At 40.7% G+C, this 21,779-nt stretch carries 15 protein-coding genes; 3 read left to right on the plus strand and 12 right to left on the minus strand.

The window, feature by feature from the left end:
* The first annotated feature begins 152 nt into the window (after positions 1–152).
* The gene (locus AACW90_RS11005; protein ID WP_390234227.1) at positions 153–2,120 is read left to right on the plus strand and encodes a diguanylate cyclase; all 1,968 of its coding nucleotides are present in this window, start codon (positions 153–155) and stop codon (positions 2,118–2,120) included.
* A 189-nt stretch (positions 2,121–2,309) separates the two neighbouring features.
* Here the strand turns inward: AACW90_RS11005 and gnd are convergent, their stop codons facing one another.
* From gnd to AACW90_RS11025, 4 genes are all read right to left on the minus strand, one after another.
* On the minus strand, positions 2,310–3,758 hold the full coding sequence (gene gnd, locus AACW90_RS11010; RefSeq protein WP_390234230.1) for a decarboxylating NADP(+)-dependent phosphogluconate dehydrogenase: 1,449 nt from the start codon (positions 3,756–3,758) through the stop codon (positions 2,310–2,312).
* Positions 3,759–3,761: 3 nt separating this feature from the next.
* Positions 3,762–4,484, minus strand: coding sequence for a 6-phosphogluconolactonase (gene pgl, locus AACW90_RS11015; protein ID WP_390234233.1), 723 nt, complete (start codon positions 4,482–4,484; stop codon positions 3,762–3,764).
* Between the two features lie 2 nt (positions 4,485–4,486).
* Positions 4,487–5,986, minus strand: a complete 1,500-nt coding sequence (gene zwf / locus AACW90_RS11020; protein WP_390234355.1) for a glucose-6-phosphate dehydrogenase — start codon at positions 5,984–5,986, stop codon at positions 4,487–4,489.
* A gap of 459 nt (positions 5,987–6,445) precedes the next feature.
* Complete coding sequence (locus tag AACW90_RS11025; protein ID WP_390234236.1) at positions 6,446–7,573, minus strand: acyl-CoA desaturase; 1,128 nt, start codon at positions 7,571–7,573, stop codon at positions 6,446–6,448.
* 191 nt (positions 7,574–7,764) lie between these two features.
* On the opposite strand from AACW90_RS11025, the gene ylqF reads away from it, so the two are divergent.
* Entirely contained in the window at positions 7,765–8,709 is a 945-nt protein-coding gene (gene ylqF / locus AACW90_RS11030) for a ribosome biogenesis GTPase YlqF (RefSeq protein ID WP_275137645.1), read from the plus strand.
* An 82-nt stretch (positions 8,710–8,791) separates the two neighbouring features.
* Here ylqF and AACW90_RS11035 read toward each other — a convergent pair whose 3' ends face one another.
* Positions 8,792–9,772 (minus strand): CobW family GTP-binding protein, encoded by a 981-nt coding sequence (locus AACW90_RS11035; protein WP_390234238.1) that lies wholly within the window; start codon positions 9,770–9,772, stop codon positions 8,792–8,794.
* A 432-nt stretch (positions 9,773–10,204) separates the two neighbouring features.
* Here AACW90_RS11035 and clcA point away from each other — a divergent pair, with 432 nt between their 5' ends.
* Positions 10,205–11,545: a H(+)/Cl(-) exchange transporter ClcA gene (gene clcA, locus AACW90_RS11040; protein ID WP_390234240.1), complete on the plus strand. Its 1,341-nt coding sequence runs from the start codon at positions 10,205–10,207 to the stop codon at positions 11,543–11,545.
* An 18-nt stretch (positions 11,546–11,563) separates the two neighbouring features.
* Here clcA and AACW90_RS11045 read toward each other — a convergent pair whose 3' ends face one another.
* The 7 genes from AACW90_RS11045 to AACW90_RS11075 all read right to left on the minus strand — a co-directional run bounded on the left by AACW90_RS11045 (position 11,564) and on the right by AACW90_RS11075 (position 21,587).
* Positions 11,564–12,082 (minus strand): methylated-DNA--[protein]-cysteine S-methyltransferase, encoded by a 519-nt coding sequence (locus AACW90_RS11045; protein WP_390234243.1) that lies wholly within the window; start codon positions 12,080–12,082, stop codon positions 11,564–11,566.
* 190 nt (positions 12,083–12,272) lie between these two features.
* A complete protein-coding gene (locus AACW90_RS11050; protein ID WP_390234245.1) occupies positions 12,273–12,803 on the minus strand; it encodes an MltR family transcriptional regulator in 531 nt (176 codons plus the stop codon).
* A 59-nt stretch (positions 12,804–12,862) separates the two neighbouring features.
* Positions 12,863–14,008, minus strand: coding sequence for a mannitol-1-phosphate 5-dehydrogenase (locus AACW90_RS11055; RefSeq protein ID WP_502226693.1), 1,146 nt, complete (start codon positions 14,006–14,008; stop codon positions 12,863–12,865).
* 108 nt (positions 14,009–14,116) lie between these two features.
* Complete coding sequence (locus tag AACW90_RS11060) at positions 14,117–16,003, minus strand: PTS mannitol transporter subunit IICBA (protein ID WP_390234247.1); 1,887 nt, start codon at positions 16,001–16,003, stop codon at positions 14,117–14,119.
* Between the two features lie 553 nt (positions 16,004–16,556).
* Positions 16,557–17,726: a MalY/PatB family protein gene (locus tag AACW90_RS11065; RefSeq protein ID WP_390234249.1), complete on the minus strand. Its 1,170-nt coding sequence runs from the start codon at positions 17,724–17,726 to the stop codon at positions 16,557–16,559.
* Positions 17,727–17,837: 111 nt separating this feature from the next.
* The gene (locus tag AACW90_RS11070) at positions 17,838–20,081 is read right to left on the minus strand and encodes a diguanylate cyclase (protein WP_390234251.1); all 2,244 of its coding nucleotides are present in this window, start codon (positions 20,079–20,081) and stop codon (positions 17,838–17,840) included.
* Positions 20,082–20,282: 201 nt separating this feature from the next.
* Positions 20,283–21,587 (minus strand): sensor domain-containing diguanylate cyclase, encoded by a 1,305-nt coding sequence (locus tag AACW90_RS11075; protein WP_390234253.1) that lies wholly within the window; start codon positions 21,585–21,587, stop codon positions 20,283–20,285.
* Positions 21,588–21,779: the final 192 nt, after the last annotated feature.

The following is a 21,779-nucleotide window of genomic DNA, read 5'->3' on the forward strand; positions in this document are numbered from 1 at the left end:
TAATAAAGCGCCTATTTTTTTAAATAATTTACTGATGAAATAAATAACATTCTTTGTATATAACTATACGAAGATATATTATTAGGATTACTATCGTCCCCCACTTATTTGCAGCATTTATTTTATAGCTTAAGGATTAGCTTGTTAATCACATGTTAACTAAAACTAGACAACCGTTATTAAACAGAGCTTATCTCCTATGTCTACCCACTCTACTCTTGGTGACAGGTTTCGTTTTTACCCCGCCGTTGGCAGCACAAAACCCAGAGACAGTACACATTGGAGTACTCGCTAAGCGTGGAAAAACAATCACACAGCAAAAGTGGACGGCGACGGCCGATTATTTGCAGCAGGCTATCCCCAGCAAGAAATTTGACATCATACCGCTTAGTTTTGATGAGATAGACCTAAAAATCAGCGAACATTCTGTCGATTTTATTCTGTTAAATCCGACCATGTATGTGCAGTTAGAAAATACCCATAACGTGTCGAGAATCGCTACGTTAGTTTCCAAATATTCGAATAATGACGCCACGACTTTAGGTTCTGTCATCATATCTAAAGCAGATAAACTAACATTAAACACGACTAAAGACGTGTTGGATAAATCTGTCGCCGCCGTTAATCCTCGCTCCTTAGGAGGGTGGGAAATTGCTTTAGCCAGGTTTAAACACGATGATATTGATATGGTATCCGATGTAAAAAGCCTGCGATTTTTAGGCACACATGACCTTGTCATTCAGGCCGTGCTGAAGGGGGCCGCTGATATTGGTATTGTTCGCACTGGAACACTAGAGCAGATGGAAGAAGAAGGAAAAATATCCTTAAATGATTTCAGCGTTCTTCCCAGCGATAACAACAACACAGATTATCCACAATTGACGAGTACTCGCCTATATCCTGACTGGGTCTTTGCAAAGTCTGCACATGTAAGCGATCCACTCGCTAATCAGGTCGCTGCCGCTTTACTCCTTATGACTCCTCAAGATAAGGCAGCATACTCAGCGGCCATTTCGGGTTGGACTAACCCTAAAAGCTATGTGGCCGTGCATGAGTTGTTGGCAGAGCTCAAACTGCCACCGTACCATGAACAGAAAACGACGAGCATACCTCAGTTTGCACTCGAGCATTTACCCGCCGCCATTTCCATCATCGCCGCATTTTTCATACTGATCATTATGTATTTGCGTCAAAAAGTACTGACTAGAGAGCTACGTCACGCTCAAAATTCCCTTAAGAATTATTCAAATCGATTGGAACTTGCTGCAGAAGCGGGTGAACTCGGTATATGGGAATGGAACATTAAGAAAAACAAGTTCTACGCCGATGATAGAATCAGTCAATTATTTGGCTTAGAAAACACGACCAACATATATACAACACAAGATTGGTATAGCCGGGTTCACCCTGATGATATCGAACGGGTTCAAACCGCTATGCATCTCGCTTTAAGCGGTGGGGAAAAATTTGATGCTGAATATCGTATCTTAAAAAGTAATAACGAGTTTTGTGCTGTAAAAAGTGCTGCGATACATCGCTACAGTGAGTCACGAAATGGGTTGGTTGTTAATGGTGTGACTTGGGATATATCCAGTCACAGACAGTTAGTGGAGGAGAACAAACGACTCGCCACCTTAGACCCTCTTACCAATGCTAAGAACCGCCGTGGCTTCTTTCCATTAGCAAGAGCTGAATTCAATCGTTGTCGACGGTACGGCAATAAACTTGCTTTGCTGATGATTGATATAGATGATTTTAAGAAAATCAATGATATCAACGGACATTCTACTGGTGATGCGACACTAATTGCACTCTCTGATATTTGCCATACCGTTTTTCGAACGAGCGATCTATTTTGTCGATTGGGAGGGGAAGAGTTTGTTGCGTTATTGCACGAAAACAACATCGAGCAAGCTCATGTCGTCGCAGAACGACTACGAAAAGAGATTGAAAAAACCTCGGTTAGAACGGATAAAGCCTTTACCAAATTTACGGTTAGTATTGGTATCGCAGTTCTAATAGAACCAGACCAAACAATTGAAGATACAATTACCCGTGCGGACAAGGCGCTTTACAAGGCGAAGCAACAAGGGAAAAACTGCGTGGTAAGTGATATTTAGCCCTAGGTATATTGAATTTTCATGTCTTCTCCATGACATCGATATTGTTGATTCCATCTTTGTCCAGATTGGTATGCACAAAAAGGGATGTACACGTGTACATCCCTTTTAAGTTTCACCGATTCGTCAATCCCACAAAAACAACCAATACAGAATTCATCTAATGGTTATCTAATAGGTTAAACTTTTTTAGACATCATAGGTTGTAGACGATGTATTACCACCGGTACCCGTCCAGTTCGTGTGAAAGAACTCACCAAGCGGTTTGTCTACTCTCTCGTAGGTATGAGCACCAAAATAATCGCGTTGCGCTTGTATCATATTGGCTGGAAGACGCGATGTTGTATACCCATCTAAAAATGTGAGTGCCGATGTCATCGTAGGCATCGGTAAACCTATCTCCATTGCCTTAGAGGCAACTTTTCGCCATGCTGGTAAGCTATCAACTAAAATATCCTTAAAGTATGGATCCGATCCAAGGAACTGAATATCAGGATTGCTATCATATGCATCACGTATGTTTCCTAAGAATGCACTACGTATGATACAGCCACCACGCCACATAAGCGCAACATTGCCATAGTTTAGCGCCCAGTCATTTTCTTCAGAGGCTTCTCTGATAAGCATGAAACCTTGCGCGTAAGAAATAATTTTAGACGCTAGAAGCGCTTGACGCACAGCCTCTATCCAAACTTTTTTATCACCTTCTATCGGTGAGATAGTCTTATTAAACAACTGCTCGGCTTCAATGCGTTGATCTTTTAATGATGAGAGGCAGCGTGCAAAAACAGATTCGGTTATGAGGGTAAGTGGGATACCTAAATCCAATGCGTTAATACCCGTCCACTTGCCTGTTCCTTTTTGACCAGCTGTATCGAGGATCTTCTCAACAAGCGGTTCACCATCTTCGTCTTTGTATCCCAATATATCGGTGGTGATATCGATAAGGTAGCTGTCTAACTCCGTCGATTTCCACTCTTCAAATATAGCTTGCATCTCTTGATGAGAAAGCGATAACCCTTCTTTTAGGAAATGGTATGCTTCACTGATAAGCTGCATATCACCATACTCGATACCATTGTGCACCATCTTAACGAAATGACCAGAACCATCCTTACCGACCCAATCACAGCACGCTTCACCTGACTCTGTCTTCGCAGAAATACTCTGGAATATCGGCTTAACATGAGGCCAAGCTTCTGGTGCACCACCGGGCATAATAGACGGTCCAAATCTGGCCCCTTCTTCACCACCAGAAACACCGGTTCCAACAAAATGAATACCTTTTGCTTTAAGTGCAGCTACGCGTCGATTAGTGTCAGGGTAATTGGAGTTACCACCATCAATGATGATATCCCCTTCGTCGAGAAGTGGGACCAATTGATCAATGAACTGGTCGACAACATCACCAGCTCGTACCATAAGCATCACTTTACGCGGAGCTTCAAGCTTATCGACAAGATCTTGCATCGAATTTGCGCCCATAATGTTGGTACCTTTTGCAGGGCCCTGAAGAAAATCTTCTACTTTCGACACAGTACGGTTATATGCAACAACGTTAAACCCATGATCATTCATGTTTAAAATTAGGTTTTGTCCCATCACGGCTAAACCAATTACACCAATATCACCTTTCATTTTTTATTCTCCGTGAGACAGCATTTTTGCTGCCTGTAAATCTAAAAACCACTCTGTTTGACCATTGGTGGACTTAATTCTTGCCGCCGGATATGGTAGCTTTTCTGCTGAGTTCTGTTGAATTTCTTTAAGTATCGGGGCCTTGTTTTCACCCAGTACTAAGTACGTTATTCGCTTCGCATTTTCGATCAAACGTGCGCTTTTCGAGACTCTGATTTGACCACTTTCCGGGTGAGTTGCAACAATGGCGATGGCCGGTTCTAAATAATCAGTTCGATTAGGGAAAAGAGAGGCAGTATGCCCATCGATTCCCATGCCCAATATAATCCAATCAAATTCTGGAAGACCATTATTGCTCTGGATGTGTTGAATCATTTCATCAGAAAATCTTTTCACCTCTTGCCTCGGATCATTTTCACCCAAAATGCGATGAATATTAGCTTCCGGAATTACTATTTTTTTAAATAATAGTTCATTCACTTCACCAAAGTTACTCTCGGAATCAGTCGGTTCTACACACCGCTCATCCCCCCACCAAAAGTGAAGGTTTGTCCAATTGATACCTTCGTTATATGGTGTTTGAGCTAATCTTTTGAACAATAATTTAGGCGTACTACCACCTGACAATGAAACATGCACAGGTCTTTCTTCCTGACTAAGATAAAGCAGCCTTTCTGCCAGAGAATGAATCACTGCTTCTGGACTTTCAAAAACTTGATAATTCATCTCTATAACTCGCAATAATCGGTGTTAGTTAAGTTTTTGCATGGGAATCGCCATTTTCGATTGTCATCATGAAGCAATTGGTCGGCTTGTATTGGCCCCCAAGTGCCCGCAGCATAACCAAACAGATGTTCTGGATTCTGTTTATGATCTAAAATCGGCTGAACGAATTGCCAACAAGCTTCTACTGCATCAGTACGAGCAAACAAGGTCGCGTCTCCCTTCATACAATCCAGAATCAATCGTTCATATGCGGTAAGCATATTCGTCTCTTGCAGATCTTCATAATGGAAGTCCATCGATACTTCTTTAGCTTCAAAACCGGCACCTGGCTGTTTTAAACCAAAGCTAAGCAAAATCCCTTCGTCCGGCTGAATTCGAATAATAAGTTTATTCTCTGGCGCATTGACACCAAAAACGGGGTGTGGCGTATTTTTAAAATGAATGACAACCTCTGTGACTCGAGTTGGCAACCGTTTTCCAGTACGTACATAGAAAGGAACACCAGCCCAACGCCAATTGTCTATAAACATTTTTAAACCAACGTAGGTCTCTGTTCGTGAGTCCTCCGATACACCGTGCTCTTCGCGGTAGCCGGGTAGTTGCTTACCGCGTACCATAGATTCGGTATATTGACCTAAAACCAAATTGTTCTTTAGATCTTCTTCGCTTAATGGCCTGAAACATTGCATGACTTTAACCGCTTCGTCTCGAATAGAGTCAGCGTTGATAACTGAAGGCGGTTCCATACCAACCATCGCAAGCACTTGTAACAGATGATTCTGAAACATGTCTCTAACCGCGCCTGCGCCGTCATAATAACCACCACGTTCCTCTACACCCAAAAACTCGGCGGAGGTAATCTCAACGTGATCAATATATCTATGGTTCCACAGTGGTTCAAACATGGCATTTGAAAAACGCATAACCAAGAGGTTTTGCACCGTTTCTTTGCCAAGGTAATGGTCGATACGATAGATTTGATGTTCTTTAAAACAAGCATGAATCTGCAGATCGAGAGATTGAGCAGACTCTAAGTCGTATCCAAATGGCTTTTCTACGATGAGATTCTTCCATCCCTGACTTTCATCATTAAGCTCTGCTTCTGCTAAACATTCTGGAATAACGCCGTACAAGCTCGGTGGTGTTGATAAGTAATAGATGGTATTGCCACCCGTTTGGTGTTTTTGCTCGAGCTCGCTAAGCTTGTCTCGCAACACAGTATACTCTGTCGAGTTCGATGTATTGATTGCAACGTAATATAAGTGGTCACAAAATTCTTCTAGTAACTCAGTTTGCACTTTTTCGTTTTCTATCAACGACGCCTTTAGTTTTTCTCTGAAACTTGTGTCGTTATACGCGGTTCTACTTACCCCGAGAATGGCAAAATCAGTAGGTAGCATTCCATTTGCGTACAAATGATATAGAGCAGGTATTAACTTACGATGTGTAAGGTCACCAGAAGCACCAAATATCACTAAGGTATTATTTTCTGGACCAACAATTTTTTCTAAATTATTCATATAGTTCTCATAAGGTAATTAACTATTGAGTCATTCAATTGACAAGCCATACCTTCAAAATAGTAGTACAAAGATGAGACCGAAGTATTAAAAAAATTCTTTCAGTTAATCTTACGTTACGCGTAACATTATTAATGTATATCAAACCAAAACAATGCTCAACAGTTTGTTATCACAAGCATACTGACTAATTTAACTTAGATTAAGCGGAAAAATTCTATCAATCTAATAGCTAAAACCTAACAACTCTTTTAGTAACAGCTATCAATGGACATAAAACCCCATCGGTAAGTAACCTCACGACAAGCGGACGAGGATGTATTGAACTATCTGCATGATTATTGGATTGAGTTGATGACACGAATTGGACGTTGAATATTGGCGGGTAAAAAAAGAGCCAGCGTTAATGCTGACTCCGGTAAACTCGTAAAACTCAAAAGGCTAAGCGTACTGCTTTACCATACGATTCCATGCTAACTGCTGTTCATGTAAGCGCATTTTAATTTGTTCATACTCGACCTTAAGAATAGAGTGCTCATAGCGTTTAACCAAGGTCTCTTTTTTTCCTTCGAGCAGCTTTTTCTTAATCTCGTAGTAATCATTCATGTACTTCACCAGCAATTCGCATTCGTCTTGCAGCCGAATCGCAACCTGCACATTGTTTGGCACTTCACTAAGGTTATTCTTAACCTTGCTCAATAAAGCGAGGGCTTTTGCTTTTTCAATTCTTAGCTTTGGTGTCACCCTTAAATTATTCGCTAAACCAACCCACGAGCAACTCTTAATCAACCATTTTGTTGGATCATATTGCCACCAGCAGATCCCATTACGGTAATCATTTTCAAAGGTATGATGGAAATTATGATATCCCTCACCGAAGGTAAACACAGCCAAAACGCCATTGTCTCTTGCTGTATTTTTGGTTGTGTAGGGCTGTGAACCCCATATATGAGCCAAAGAATTGATAAAAAACGTCGAATGATGACTCATAAACAACCTAACGGCACCGACAATTAATATCATCCCTAACAAATCGTTATATATCAAACCTAACAAAATCGGTATACCAAAATTAGTGAGCAACGCTAACGCAAGATAATACTTGTGCTGCCACATCACCACTTTGTCTTTTTGCAGATCTCGACAGTTACCATATTCGTGGTAGATCTCTTCGTTATAATTTCTGAGCATCCAACCAATATGAGAGTACCAAAAACCTCTTTTCGCTGAATAAGGATCTTTCTCGTTGTTATCGACGAACTTATGGTGTGGCCGATGATCCGAAGACCAATGAAGAATGCTATTTTGCAGAGCAAACGCACCGCCAATCGCATAAATGTACTTCAAGCTAGAATGAGCATCATAGGCTTTGTGAGCCCATAATCGGTGATACCCGGCTGTAATCGAGAGGTTACAAAAACTGAAGGCAACGAGGAACCAAAAACCATGTTCCCATCCGTACCCCTGATAATATCCGTAAAGTGGTGCGACGATTAATGCCAATATAGCGGTAATTGCAAATACTAAGGCGTTAAGCCAGATTAGTGGTGGTTTATTGCTTGAGTTCATAATCCTTGCCGATTGAGAGTACACTTGTACACTAGAATATCAGCGTACAAGTGTACGCTCAACTAAAAATAATGAGAAATGTGCCATTAGACAGTTTTCCGTTATTGAATAGATAATGTTAGAATCGCCACAATTCGTTTGGGGCAGGCAGAGTATGCACCTCAGCAAACAAAAATTTTAAAGGCTAATAAATGGTTAACAACATAATTCAATGGTACCCGGGCCATATGCACAAAGCTCGTAAGGAAATTGAAGAAGTTATTCCTCAGATAGATGTCATCATAGAAGTATTAGATGCACGCATACCATTTAGTAGTGAAAATCCAATGATCTCTACATTACGTGGTGATAAACCTTGCGTTAAGGTTCTCAATAAACGGGACCTGTCTGATCCGGAACTGACTCAACGTTGGATAGAGCATTTCGAAAAAGAGCAAGGCGTTAAGGCGATGGCGATAACTACGTCAAATCCTCAAGAAGTACATAAAATTATGGAGTTGTGCCGTAAACTCGCACCTCATCGCGAAGATATGGGCAAAAACATTCGCACCATGATTATGGGTATACCAAACGTCGGCAAATCCACAATTATCAATACACTTGCAGGCCGTGCTATTGCTCAAACAGGTAACCAACCTGCGGTTACTCGTCGCCAGCAACGCATCAACCTTCAAAACGGAATTGTTCTATCGGACACTCCAGGTATTCTATGGCCTAAAGTAGAAAACCCACACAGTGGCTTCCGCTTGGCAGCAACTGGCGCCGTTAAAGATACGGCGATGGAATACATAGAAGTCGCCTTCTACACTGTCGAATACCTTGCAAAACAATACCCAGAGCTTTTGAAAGAGCGTTATCAATTAGACGAGCTGTCTGATAGTGATATCGAGCTAATGGAAGCGATTGGTGCGAAACGCGGTTGCTTGCGTGCAGGAGGGCGAGTAGACCTCCATAAAGCCTCTGAAATTCTATTGCATGAGCTTCGCAACGGAACGCTGGGACAAGTGACGTTAGAATTACCAGAAATGATCACACAAGAACTCATTGATGTCGAAATTGAGACGGCAAGAAAACAAGAAGCACAAATAAAGAAAAAAGAAGAACGCCGTAAACGCTACTTGCGAAATAAGCGATAAGAAAACGGGTTTGAAGGCCGAATAGCAACACGAAATCAAGGCGTTCAAACCCATTCGTTCTCAGCTCTTTCTTTATCTATTCTTATATATCGGAAAGATCGATCAATACGTTTTCCAAGTCATCCCAAGGCAGTAATGCGTTGTCTATCACTTCTATGCGAGTTTCAAAACCACTTAGTGTAAGCTCATTCACGGACACCACACCATTTGATACATTATAGGCAAAGCAGCCTTTGTCAGTATTAACGACACCCTTAACTCTCTCAGCAGTCAATGCTGTGAGCATAGAAAACATATCATCGAAGTTGAACGTTATTTCCGCTCCAAAAAGCCAACCACAACTGTGATAGCCCTGCCCATTATTTTCTTTACGAATGAATTTTTCACCCGGTGGTATCTCAAATTGCGGTTCCATACTCGCGTGTTCATGGTGATGCGGTTCGATATGCGCTGAAATACTACCTTCACTTCGCTCAATCTCTAAAAATGAAAGACTAAACTCACCTTGAGACGTCAATGTAAACTTCTGTTTTTTCGGTTCTTGTTGTTCAATCCAAGCTTCAAACGCAGCAATATCGATTTCAGTACATTTTTCGGCCTTATTGCCAATGATGATATCGGCACTGGCAAGTTGATCATTGAAATTTTGATTACTCGTGTAACGTTCGTCAGAAAAGTAACGGGGGTCGACAAGCGCGATCGTTGCTTTTAGGTCGACATAATTTTGATACTGCACCGACGTTAATGTCGCCACAACCTGCTTAGGATGACCTAAGCCTGTTGGTTCAATGAGTAATCTGTCAGGTTTCAGTCTTAACAATGCATTAATGCCGACAGACATAGGGACACCCGCCGTGCAGCACATACATCCTCCAGGGACTTCTTTAATAAGTGCACCGCTGTCACTGAGGATCGCGCCATCGATTCCAATTTCACCAAATTCATTCACTAATACTGCCCAAGTTTCATTGCTCGGCTTTTGTTTAAGCAGATTTAGAATGGAGGTTGTTTTTCCTGTGCCTAAAAAACCTGTGATTATATTTGTTGGAACCCGCTGAGACATGGACTACTCCTTTAATAAGATAACGGAGTATAGGGGAAATGATACAATTATAAAATGCAAAAAGGCGTACAAGCTTTAGTACGCCTTCAACACCTCGTGACTCACTCGTGAGTATGCGTAATGGAGATACTAAGTTAAGTATTCCAATTGATTACGAGGATTAAGAAATGTTCTATTGTTCCACTCTAATTGTAAGTAAGACTTCAATTGCCTCCATGTTATTGGGTTGCTCTTGTCTTACATATTAAGTGTGGTAGGTTTCGGAAAAAAAGCAAGAATTTAGAACGCTAAACTACAAAACCGAGATGTTAGTTCACATTTATTGAGATGCGAAGTAGGCTAACTCGCTTCAGAGATATGTTACTATTGCGCGCTTTACAACTAATTCCATTTTATTTTTCAACAGCTAACAACAGGGATGACATTTTTATTATGGCAAGACTTTCACGGCCAACACTCATTCCCAGCTTTTTTTCGAGTCAAAGTGATTATTTTATTGTTGTTTTACTATCGGGAATAGTTGGAACGCTTGCCGGTATCCTTGTCTCCTATTTTAATATCTTCATCAACTGGATTCTTGAACTACGTATCTCCTTTATCGATAATCAAGTTCCTGATCAATTTGTCTTTCAAGCTTCAGTCATTGTACTTAGTGGTGCAATTATGGCCGCTCTGGGATTCTGGTTAACATATCGTTTTGCACCTGAAGCTGAAGGCAGTGGTATTCCACACATAGAAGGCGCTTTAGTTGGTGAACACGATATTCGTTGGAAGCGTATATTACCGATTAAGTTTATTGCCGCCACACTGACGATAGGATCTGGCATGATTTTGGGTCGAGGAGGACCATCAATCCAACTTGGTGGGGCAGTTGGTAGAATGGTTGCGAGTAAAGCTCACAAATTTGAACATGCGCAGCACATATTAATTGCCGCTGGCTCAGCCGCTGGTCTCGCAGCCGCATTCAATACCCCACTAACGGCGATCTTGTTTGTTAACGAGGAAATGCGAAGGCAATTTAGCTACAACGTAATATCAATTAAATGCGTAACCTTGTCTGTCATTGCCGCAACCATCGTCATGGAATATCTCAATGGTCAAAACGCGATACTGTTAATACCGAGTTTTGCTACGCCACCATTAGGGTCTTTACCTACATTCGCCGCTCTTGGTATGTTGTTTGGCATAGTCGGTGTCTATTTCAATCAATGGATACTCAAGGCCACCAGTTGGTTTAAAAACTATCATGGCTCGAATATTTACCGCCTAGTCATTACTGGTGCAATATTTGGGGCAGTATTTTCGCTAGTACACGTTACCTACCCTATCCTATCTGGGGGCAGCTTACCGGCAATCACAGAGTTGTTTTCTACGCCGCAACCTTGGATGATAATGGCACTATTTTTCGCACTAAGAATGTTCGGTACCATTGCCTGTTTTGGTTCTGGTGCGCCGGGTGGTATTTTTGCACCTATTCTGACTCTAGGTACATTCTTTGGTTTAACTTATGGCGTCTTAATACATGATCTTGTGCCCAATTTTTCTACGGATGCCGGTACCTACGCAGTGGCAGGAATGGGGGCGCTTATTGCCGCTAGTTTGCGAACACCGTTAACCGGAGTCGTGCTCGTTGTTGAAATTTCTAACAACTACCAATTAATTCTACCCATCATGGTCACGTGTTTCGGCGCGACATTTGTTGCTCAAGCCATGGGCGGAAAACCATTGTATGCTGCGCTACTTGAATTAAAACATAAGAATTGGGAGCTCTAATTACTAACAATTAGGACTCTATTGAGGTGCAAACATATCTTGTTCTAGCATGATAAGTTTCCGTTTGGCCTCTAATCCACCAGCGTAACCAACAAGCTGTCCATTACTGCCTATTATCCTATGGCACGGTACAATGATTGATAGCGCATTCGCTCCATTTGCGTTAGCGACCGCTCGAACAGCATCTTTATTACCCATCGCTTTCGCGAGATTCAAATACGTCGATGTATCACCAAACGGAACCAATACAAGCTGACGCCAGACTTGCTTTTGAAATTCAGTTCCCACAAATAAAAGTGGTAGCTCAAAGTCCCGCCTTCTAGAGCTGAAATATTCGGACAATTGGTTTCTCGTTTCCGATAATACCTCGTTATCTTTCTCAACATATTGAGCCTGAAGCTTACCCGTTATGCGGTTATCTATTGCATTCCGCATATTTCGATAACGCCAATCACAGATGCAAAGTTGGTTATCATAACTACCCAAAAGAAGTTCGCCACAAGGGGTTTTATAATACTGAATTTCTATATGTTTCATACACACACCTTCTTTTCAGCAGAGCAGAATACTCATACATCAAATACCGTGCATTGATAATAATACTGTATATTTATACATGTCAATTGAAATAATATAGAACTTTAGTTTGAAATGACGAAATCGAACCAGATAGTTCGATTAGATATCGATGTTGAGCGATCAGTTTTCTAATCCAACTGACACTCGCTTAGAAAGGGCTATCTTTATTTAGTTCGTGGCATATCTCTACGACCGCCAACGCTAGGCTCGACTTTACAACTTGTTGCTGCCTTAGTTGTTGTAATTGATAAAATTCGAGATCACCATCGCCCTCTGGCTCTAATACTGCAAATTGTACTGTTCCCATCTTCTGAATAAGTCTCAGTTTTTGAATAGCCTCAAGTATTGCTGGCGTGGTGAATTCGTGATCGGAAAGATCAGCGTTGAGTTTGTGTTGAAGTTTAATGATATCTTCAATATCATGATAAACCGCATCAGGGATAACACCCAAACCAAAAAGCAGTTTAAGCCTGACACTAACATCACCCAAAGGACCGGTATCATGAAGAAGTGGACCAACAACGGATTGCACTGCAAAGTTATCTTTTTGGAAGATACGATGCATAAGCCCTTCCACGGCCTCATTGAATATACTTACAGCAACAACAATAAAAGCTCTTACTGAGGTGGTGCTGTTGAGTTTTTCAATTACTTCTGTTTCATCTACTTTGTCTGGCATATTTTATCTTAACTACGTGAGCATGCTAAGAAGAGCGCGGCTCTTCTTAGCAATATTACTTAAAGCTGAGCATACATAGTTTCGATTTGGGCTATTTCACCACCTTCAATATCGAGACCTGTATATTTAGCAAGAGTTGCCTTAACACCCTCTTCACTTAGCGATTTTTGCAACTCTTCAGCTTGGGGGTCTGAATTATTAGTGTATTTAAGCGCGGCTGCAACCCCTTTGAGCAAAGTTTTGTTCTCTATACCATATTCAATGGTACCGAGAAGAGGTTTAATCAACCTATCACCTGCTCCAAGCTTACGAATGGGCTGGCGACCTACTCGATCTACCTCATCAATCAGATACGGGTTAGCGAAGCGACCTAATATTTTTTCAATATAAGCAGCATGGACATCCGGGTCAAACTTATAACGACGAATTAGGACTTCACCACTCTCTTCCATCGCTTGCTTCACTTCTGCACGAATAATTGGATTTTCAATAGCTTCACGAATGGTATTCAAACCGGCAAGACAACCTAGGTATGCCGTTACACAATGTCCGGTATTAAGCGTGAACAATTTGCGTTCTACAAATGCCATTAGATTGTCCGTGCACTCCATTCCTGGAATGTTTGGGATCTCACCTTTAAACTGTGTCTCGTCAACGATCCATTCACTGAACGTCTCTACTGTTACCGCCAATGGATCGGTTTCACCTGCTGCTGCTGGTGGAACGATTCTATCAACCGCTGAATCCACAAATCCAACTGACGCCTCAACCTGGGGTTTCAGTGCATCATTAAGCTTTTCGAATACAGCTTCTTTAAGCTGGGAGGTACCTCGAACCATATTCTCGCAGGCAATAATATTAAGGGGCGTTGTTATACCGATCTCAATGCGCTTTTCTATCGCTTGCGCTAAGGTACCAGCAATGATTTTCAAAACCGTTGGTCCAACGGCAGTCGTAACTAAATCAGACGCTACAATAGCGTCTACAATCTCAGCACTAGTCGAGTTAAGTGCAGTAACACCTTGGACCATTTCTATCTTACAGTCGGCGCCTACAACCTTAACAGGGTATTCATTTCTAGCGATTAGTCCGTTAACGACCTCTTCATTTACATCTGCAAATGTAACTTCGACACCCGCATCAGCTAATAACTTACCAATAAAACCACGACCTATATTACCTGCGCCAAAATGTAGTGCTTTCATAATATGCATTCCAAAAAATATTAAATCTATTAAAATCAAAATTGAGGTCGGCCTTAGGGGGCTAGACCGACCTCGTTCACTTTGCTTAGGAGCTATGATTACAAAGGATTACTTACCGTTTAAGATTCGAAGTACATCATCCGGATTAGATGTCGACTTCAAGCATTTAATCGCTTCTTCATCATCAAGTGAATTTGTAATGGCCGTGATAACTTGAATATGTTCGTCACCTTGAGCCGCAATACCAATGACCATTATTGCAACATCGTCTTCATCTTCACCCCATTGGATACCCTGAGGAAATTGACAGAATACGATGCCCGTTTTTAGAACATACTTTTTCGCTTCAATCGTACCGTGTGGAACAGAAATTGATTCGCCTAAATATGTCGATACCAATTCTTCACGAGCTAACATGCCAGCAACATATTCTGGTGCTACATATCCTAATTTTACAAGTTGTTCACCAGCAAACTTGATTACTTCTTCTTTGGTTGATGCTTCCATTCCTAAAAAGATGTTCTCAGTTGATAACTTTAGTGTTCCATCTTCACTAGAGTCTGTGTTCACTGGTGCATCAGGCTTTTTTACAGCGCCCTCTTGAGCCGTTACTAACTCAGCAACTAAATTGTCATATAGTGCATTATCTAAGAAGTTAGACAATGAGATATGCTTAGCAGAGCCTGCGTGGTTACGCGCTCTATCAGTCAAATCTTTGTGCGTAACAACAATATCTGCATCTTGTGGCAAGTTGTTAATTGCGAGGTTTGTTACTTCAATATCAAGGTTGGCTGCATCGACTTTCTTGCGAAGAAGGCTAGCACCCATTGCACTTGAGCCCATACCTGCATCACATGCAACGATGATTTTAGTTACTGCAGCCATATTGACAGCAACGCCCTCTGCCCCTTTTGAAGAAGACTTCATGTCTTTCATTTGATTTGTTGCGTCTTCTAGTGACTCGTCATCATCTGATTGCTTTTGAGTTTTCATCAGTAAAGATGCGACGAAGAAAGATACACCTGCTGAAGAGATGACAGAAAGAATCACGCCTACAAATGCGGCTTTTGGCGTCATTAACAATACAGCGAAGATTGAACCAGGCGAGGCTGGAGACACAAGACCAGAATCGAACAATACGTTTACGAACACACCCGTCGCACCACCAGCAATGACAGCAAGGATTAGGCGAGGGTTCATCAATACGTATGGGAAGTAAATTTCGTGGATACCACCTAAGAAGTGGATAATAGAAGCACCAGCCGCAGACTGTTTAGCTGCACCTTTACCAAAGGCCATATAAGCCAATAGAAGACCAAGACCTGGACCAGGGTTCGCTTCGATTAGGAAGAAGATAGAACGACCCGCTTCTTCTGCTTGTTGGATACCTAGTGGAGAGAAGATACCATGGTTAATCGCGTTGTTTAGGAACAGGATTTTCGCTGGTTCAACAAAAATTGATGTAAGAGGTAGTATACCTGTCTCAACCAGTACGTTTACACCTGAAGCCATCCCTGTAGATAGCGCCTTAACAGCAGGCCCAACAACGACATAAGCAATAATGGCACAAATCATACCAATGATGCCGGCAGAGAAGTTATTAACTAACATCTCAAATCCACTTTTCACTTTACCGTGAACTGCTTCATCAAATTTCTTAATTGCGAACGCACCTAGTGGACCAACAATCATTGCCCCCATAAACATAGGAATGTCAGTACCAACGATAACACCCATTGTCGTTACAGCACCAACGACAGCACCACGTTCACCCGCGACCATTTTACCACCGGTATAACCGATTAGTAGAGGTAGCAAATAAGTAATCATTGGACCAACCATTGAAGACAAAGTCTCGTTTGGAATCCAACCTGTTGGAATAAATAGAGCAGTAATAAAACCCCACGCGATAAATGCACCAATGTTGGGCATTACCATGTTGGAGAGAAAACGGCCAAAATTTTGTACCTTGACCTTCGCTTCTGGTGATATCATAAAAGTTCCCCGTTCGATGTTCTAATAAGTTTGTGTTTCGGTTCGCTAAAACCGACTATTGTTTCGACACAATAAATTTACCACATAAACTAACATTAGGATCTTGAACGGGATTTTTGCATATCAGATCACATTAAAAGATCAACAAGAGAAAATATTAGAGACACATATCACAATAATGAACTGTAATTTTACAACATATTGCTAATATAATTAATGTCAATCGAAATCTCAGGACTTAAATCACATTTATTTAAATGCAAATACAAAATTATATGTGATGCAAATCACACATAATGAATATCCCAACTATTAACCCCTTTGTTTAGTGACTTAGATCACCAATGAAAATAGCGACATCCAATGATGTCAAGTTAAAATAGTGTTAATGATATTTATATGTTTTTTAATTACGGAAAAAAGAGTCAATCTGTAATTAAATGATGGTGGTTTATTCAATAGATTTTTGTATCTATTCCTGCAATGATGCTTGAAAAACGACAGCGATGTTCTAATTGTTGACAGTAGAAATCACTAATGGCGTAGTACTCATCTACTCATTAAGCGCCTTACTGATTCTAGTCAACGCCTCTTTTAAAGTTTGACGCGTACACGCAATATTTATACGTTGATACCCCTCTCCTTCGACACCAAACATCGTACCTCCTTCTAGCAGTACATTTGCTTTTTTTATCATCAAAGAATCCAGTTGTTTTGAACTTAGGTTGTACTCTTTTAAATCTAACCAGATAAAATACGTACCTTGAGGGGTGGTAAACTGAGCTTTGGGTATGTGCTGTTCGACAAAAGCTTTTGCAAATGAGTAGTTTGCGTCGATATACGCTCTCAACGCTTCTAACCAAGGTTCACCAAAGTTATACGCAGCAGTTACTGCAACAATGCCTAAAGGAGAAGGCATTGAAAAACCATTTTTAGCCTCCCATTTATCTTTCAGTTCCTTACTCTCTATAATTACATTAGACATATGTAACCCAGCAAGATTGAACGTTTTGCTTGGCGCTGTGCAGGTGATTATTTTATCGCTATTTGGGAAAAGTGTTGAGATTGGGTAATGTTTAGCGCCCATACGTACTAAATCAAAATGAATTTCATCACTCACTAACAAAACATCATTATTTAAACAAATATTACCCAACTTCAACAAATCTGTTTGGCTCCAGACATTGCCAGTCGGATTGTGTGGACTGCAAAATAACATAATCTTGTTGTCAGGATTTTTTGCTTTTTGTTCCAAATCATCAAAATCAATACTATAAACCCCGTCAGTTTCTATCAAGGGGTTGTTAACAATGCACCTTTCTTCTCGCTCTATAACTTTCGCAAACATATGGTAAACGGGCGGTTGAATAATGACACCATCTTGCTCATTGGAATAAGCTCTAATAATCGATTCGAGCGCTGGAATAACACCACTAGTGAGGTAAATATCATCGGCTTTTACATACCAATCAAATCTCTTGAAGAACCAGTTTTGCACGCTTTCATAGTAGGTTGAATCAGCTATGCTATAACCAAATATTTGGTCATCAACACGCTGTTTCATTGCTTCAACAATTACAGGCGCACACGCAAAGTCCATATCTGCTACCCAAAGCGGCAGCGTATTGTCATTTGCATAAGGAGAGATTTTTTTCATATACTCCCATTTTGCCGAGTTTGACCCTTTTCTATCTACACTATAATCAAAATCAAAATTTGCCATCCTAGCGTCCTTCATCTAATAACATACTGATTTATTTATACTACTTATGACTAAGCATTGCCGTTTTTTATTGGGTAGAAGGTCATTCAAATATAGCAGGCCAAAACGGACTTAGGCGTGAGAAGTCACTCTATTGCGACCAGACGCTTTAGATGCGTATAAAGCTTCGTCGGAGCGTGATAGTAGATCAATGGTATTGTCACCTTGACGAAATGCTGTGACACCAAAGCTAGCGGTAATTTTTCCAATCTCAGCAATATTATGCATTGCTATAGCTTCACGTAGATGTTCAGCAAATATTGTTGCGTCACTTAATGTGCTGTGAGGACAAATGATCAGAAACTCTTCGCCTCCCCATCGCCCAAGAGTATCGACATTGCGTCTATTGATCTCAAAAAGGTCGGCAACTTCTTTGAGTACCCTATCTCCCGATTGATGACCAAGTGTGTCGTTAACATGTTTGAAGTGGTCTAAATCTACCAAGATGACTGCGAACCCTTCTCCATAGCGGATAGCACGGTCGAGTTCATTGCTCAAGACAGCCTCTAGTTTGACCCTATTGTAGATGCCTGTAAGCTTGTCAGTAACCGATAGCCGCTCTAATTCGATATTCTTTATCTCGAGTACTTGTTGTGTTGCTTTCAACTGACTTAACGCGTCATCGACTTTAGATTTTGCGGCGCTAAGCCGACTATTTGACCAATAGAACCAAATAAACATAATCATAGAAGCGAACAAAATTTGAGCAACCAAGGTATAATCTTGCTTCTCAACGGCTTGTGACGTGTACCAACGTTGTTGTATTAAACTGTGTTGACTTGGAGTCAGTGAACGAAAACCTTTACTTAAAATAGAGGTTAATTCTGGCCATTCTTTAGGCGCGACAAAGTGGTATTCAATATCCTTATATTTGGTCGGAATTCCTACTTTTACATTGGATAAAAGACCATATGCAATCATATAATTTGCGACGGCAAGGTTTCCGATATACGCTTCTGCTCGATTGTCTTCAACCATATACAGTGCCTGTGCAGTATTCGATACCTCAACAACATTTATATCTGGATAGTCTGTATGAATCCAATCAGCCGAGATATGACCTTGCTCCATCGCTATTATCTGACCATTTAAGTCATTAATATTATTGATAATCGATGTTGACTTATTCACTAAAACCATAACAGGGTAAGAAAGAAAGGGCTCTCCATAATTGAATTGCTTACGCCTCTCTTTCGTTTGGACAGAGTACAGCAAGGTATCGTATTTCACTCTTTCATTCGCCATTTCCTTATGAGCAAGGTCCGTTGGCGAATCGTCAAAAACAAACTGAGGTGTTATTCCAACTATCTTTGCTATTTCTCTTATGTAATCTACTGCAATACCTTCTGCCATTCCTTTGCTAACAAATTCAAATGGAGGCTGATTGGTTCGAGTTCGAAATCGGATAATTGGATGATTTTGTAAAAATACTTTCTCCGATTGCGTTAATTTATTTGGATCTTCATGGGCTATCGAAACAGAGATCCAGTTATTCAATATCTTTTGGTCAACACTCGCAGGTATGGCAGAAATCATTTTATCCATTAACTGCGTTAATATTGGCTCATCCTTCCTTACTCCAACATTGAGATCCCAACTTCCTTCCAACTTTGAAGTGATTTTTAAGCTGCCAAAGTAATTCTGTTGAATGTTGTACCCGACTGTCGCCAATGTCCCAACATACCCATAGATCTCCCCTTTTTCGACACTTTCAAGCCCTTTTTCTAAGGTGTCGACTTCAACCAAGGTTAGATTAGGGTATTTAGCCTTCAAAAAATCGCCGATTGCATAGCCTTTTACTATGGCGAGTCTTTTATCGTGCAACTCGGATATATCTGAAACCCACGGTTTGTGCATGTCTGTCGCGATCACAATCGAAGACTTAAAATAGCCTTGCGAGAAATCGAGATACTTACTCTTCTCTTCCGATCTTGCCACTGCAGAAATAAAGTCGCATTGATGATTTTCTGCAAATGTTAGTGTTTCACTCCATGTTCTGGTTGAAGAAAGGATAATTGGTATTCCTAACGTATCCTCAAATAACCTCATATAGTCCGCAGTCAGACCAATGTGGGTGCCATTCTTATTCATCTCAAATGGCATCCAATTTGGATCTATACAAACATTTAATGCCTTCTTTTCTGAAAGGTAGTTTAATTCAAGGGGTGTAAATTCAAGTATAAGCTTTTGAGAGTGTTCAGGAACTGGTGCGAGCATCGTTTTTTCTTCAGCAGAATAAGCCAAATAAAACGGGGAAAATAATAGCAGATAAATCGCGAGCTTAGCTGTGCGTAATAAACGCAATATCGTTATCAAGTTTACGGCCTTGCTTCAATCACTTAAATCAATCAAATAACCTTAAATAGCCACTTAGGTTATGCAACAATAATATTAGCTTGATTAATGACAACTGTGTAATTTAATAATATAAATTGTGATGTTTGCTCGGCTTTATTGGCGTGTACAAACTAAGGTAAGTCGTTCTCGTAGCGTTACTAAATAATTGAAAAAGAGTAGCTATGCCGCGTAGATCGTTTGATCTTTGCCATTAGACTTAGCTTGGTAGAGAGCTTTATCAACCTCTTCAAGGGTATCCACGACCGAATCAGTTGTTTGGGGAATAATCGTTGCGACACCAATACTAATGGTCAGTGTTGATTTAATTAAGGACCCTTCATGACGTAATTTCAATGCGGCTATTTGATCATGTATTCGTCTGGCAACATGCTCGGCTCTGTTTTTCTCTGTCTCGGTTAATAAAAAGGCAAACTCTTCACCGCCAATTCTAAATACCCCACCCTCAGTATCTGATACTGATTTCTCTAATGCGCTAGCTACCGCGACAAGCGCTTTGTCTCCTTCCCCGTGACCATAAATATCATTAAGCTTCTTAAAATCATCAATATCACAGAACATAATGGTCAAAGGTGATTGTCGCTCGATATGTTGCTGCCAAACCCCCTCTAGACTCTCATCAAAGTTCCGACGATTTCCGATACCAGTAAGGCTGTCTACTAAACTTAACCGTCTGAATTCATTTTTGGCTTGATTCAACTTTTCTTTCGCGTGTACCCGTTCAGTAATATCCCTAGCAATAATGAAAAGACCTCTATTATTGGTAAATTGATCGGTATAGGCGAATTTACGAGCTTCAATCCACTGCTTTTGACCCATATCATCAATGACTTCATCTATGTTACGAAACTCTCGGCCAGTCTCTAGTACGTTTTTATCTGAACTAGCGAATTTCTCTGCAATTTCTTTTGAGGCAACCTCTTCCAGTTTTTTTCCCACCAGATCCGCTGGTGAATCTATTCCTAGCGCTTTGACAAATGCAGAATTACATGCTTCGTAGACCAAGTTTTCATTCATCATCCCCACGGCGTCAGGAACACTCTGAATCACATGATGGAGTAACGCTTTATTACCAATCGAACAATCCCGTGTACGTTCATCTGCCAGGTTTAAAATAACCGCGATTTGCCAACACCTTTTACCCCTATACCATATTTTCTGGCCGACAAACGTATAGTTGCGTTGCAAGTGGCTCATTTTATGGTTGTAATAAAAAGATTTTTGGGCAGTTTGATTTTTCAAGAATAAGACAAATTGTGGTGGCAACGTAGAGATATCTTCAGTTGAAAGACCAAGTAACGAATCATCACGAAGTGACGTGTTAATATAAATAGTCTCACCTTGTCCATTGACAATAAAAAAGGGAGATAAGTTCCCTATCATCGCTTTCGCAATTCCTATTTGATAAGTCAGCATTATAATACTGACTAAGAAGACTGACCCAACACCGACGGTGACAAATTCCATACATTCAACCAACAGATAACAAAGCTATTCCAACAATTCAGCGCAGTATAACTGACTAGTTTTCGAACATGTAAGTCCTTTTTAACAAAAATGTTATATTTAACCATATTCATATAATGTAAATATTCAAACACCAAATCTAAACATTAGTATTGAATAGTTTATGAAACGGCAATGGTATCTAACAAATTT

Source organism: Vibrio frigidus, assembly GCF_042465995.1.
Lineage (GTDB): Bacteria > Pseudomonadota > Gammaproteobacteria > Enterobacterales > Vibrionaceae > Vibrio.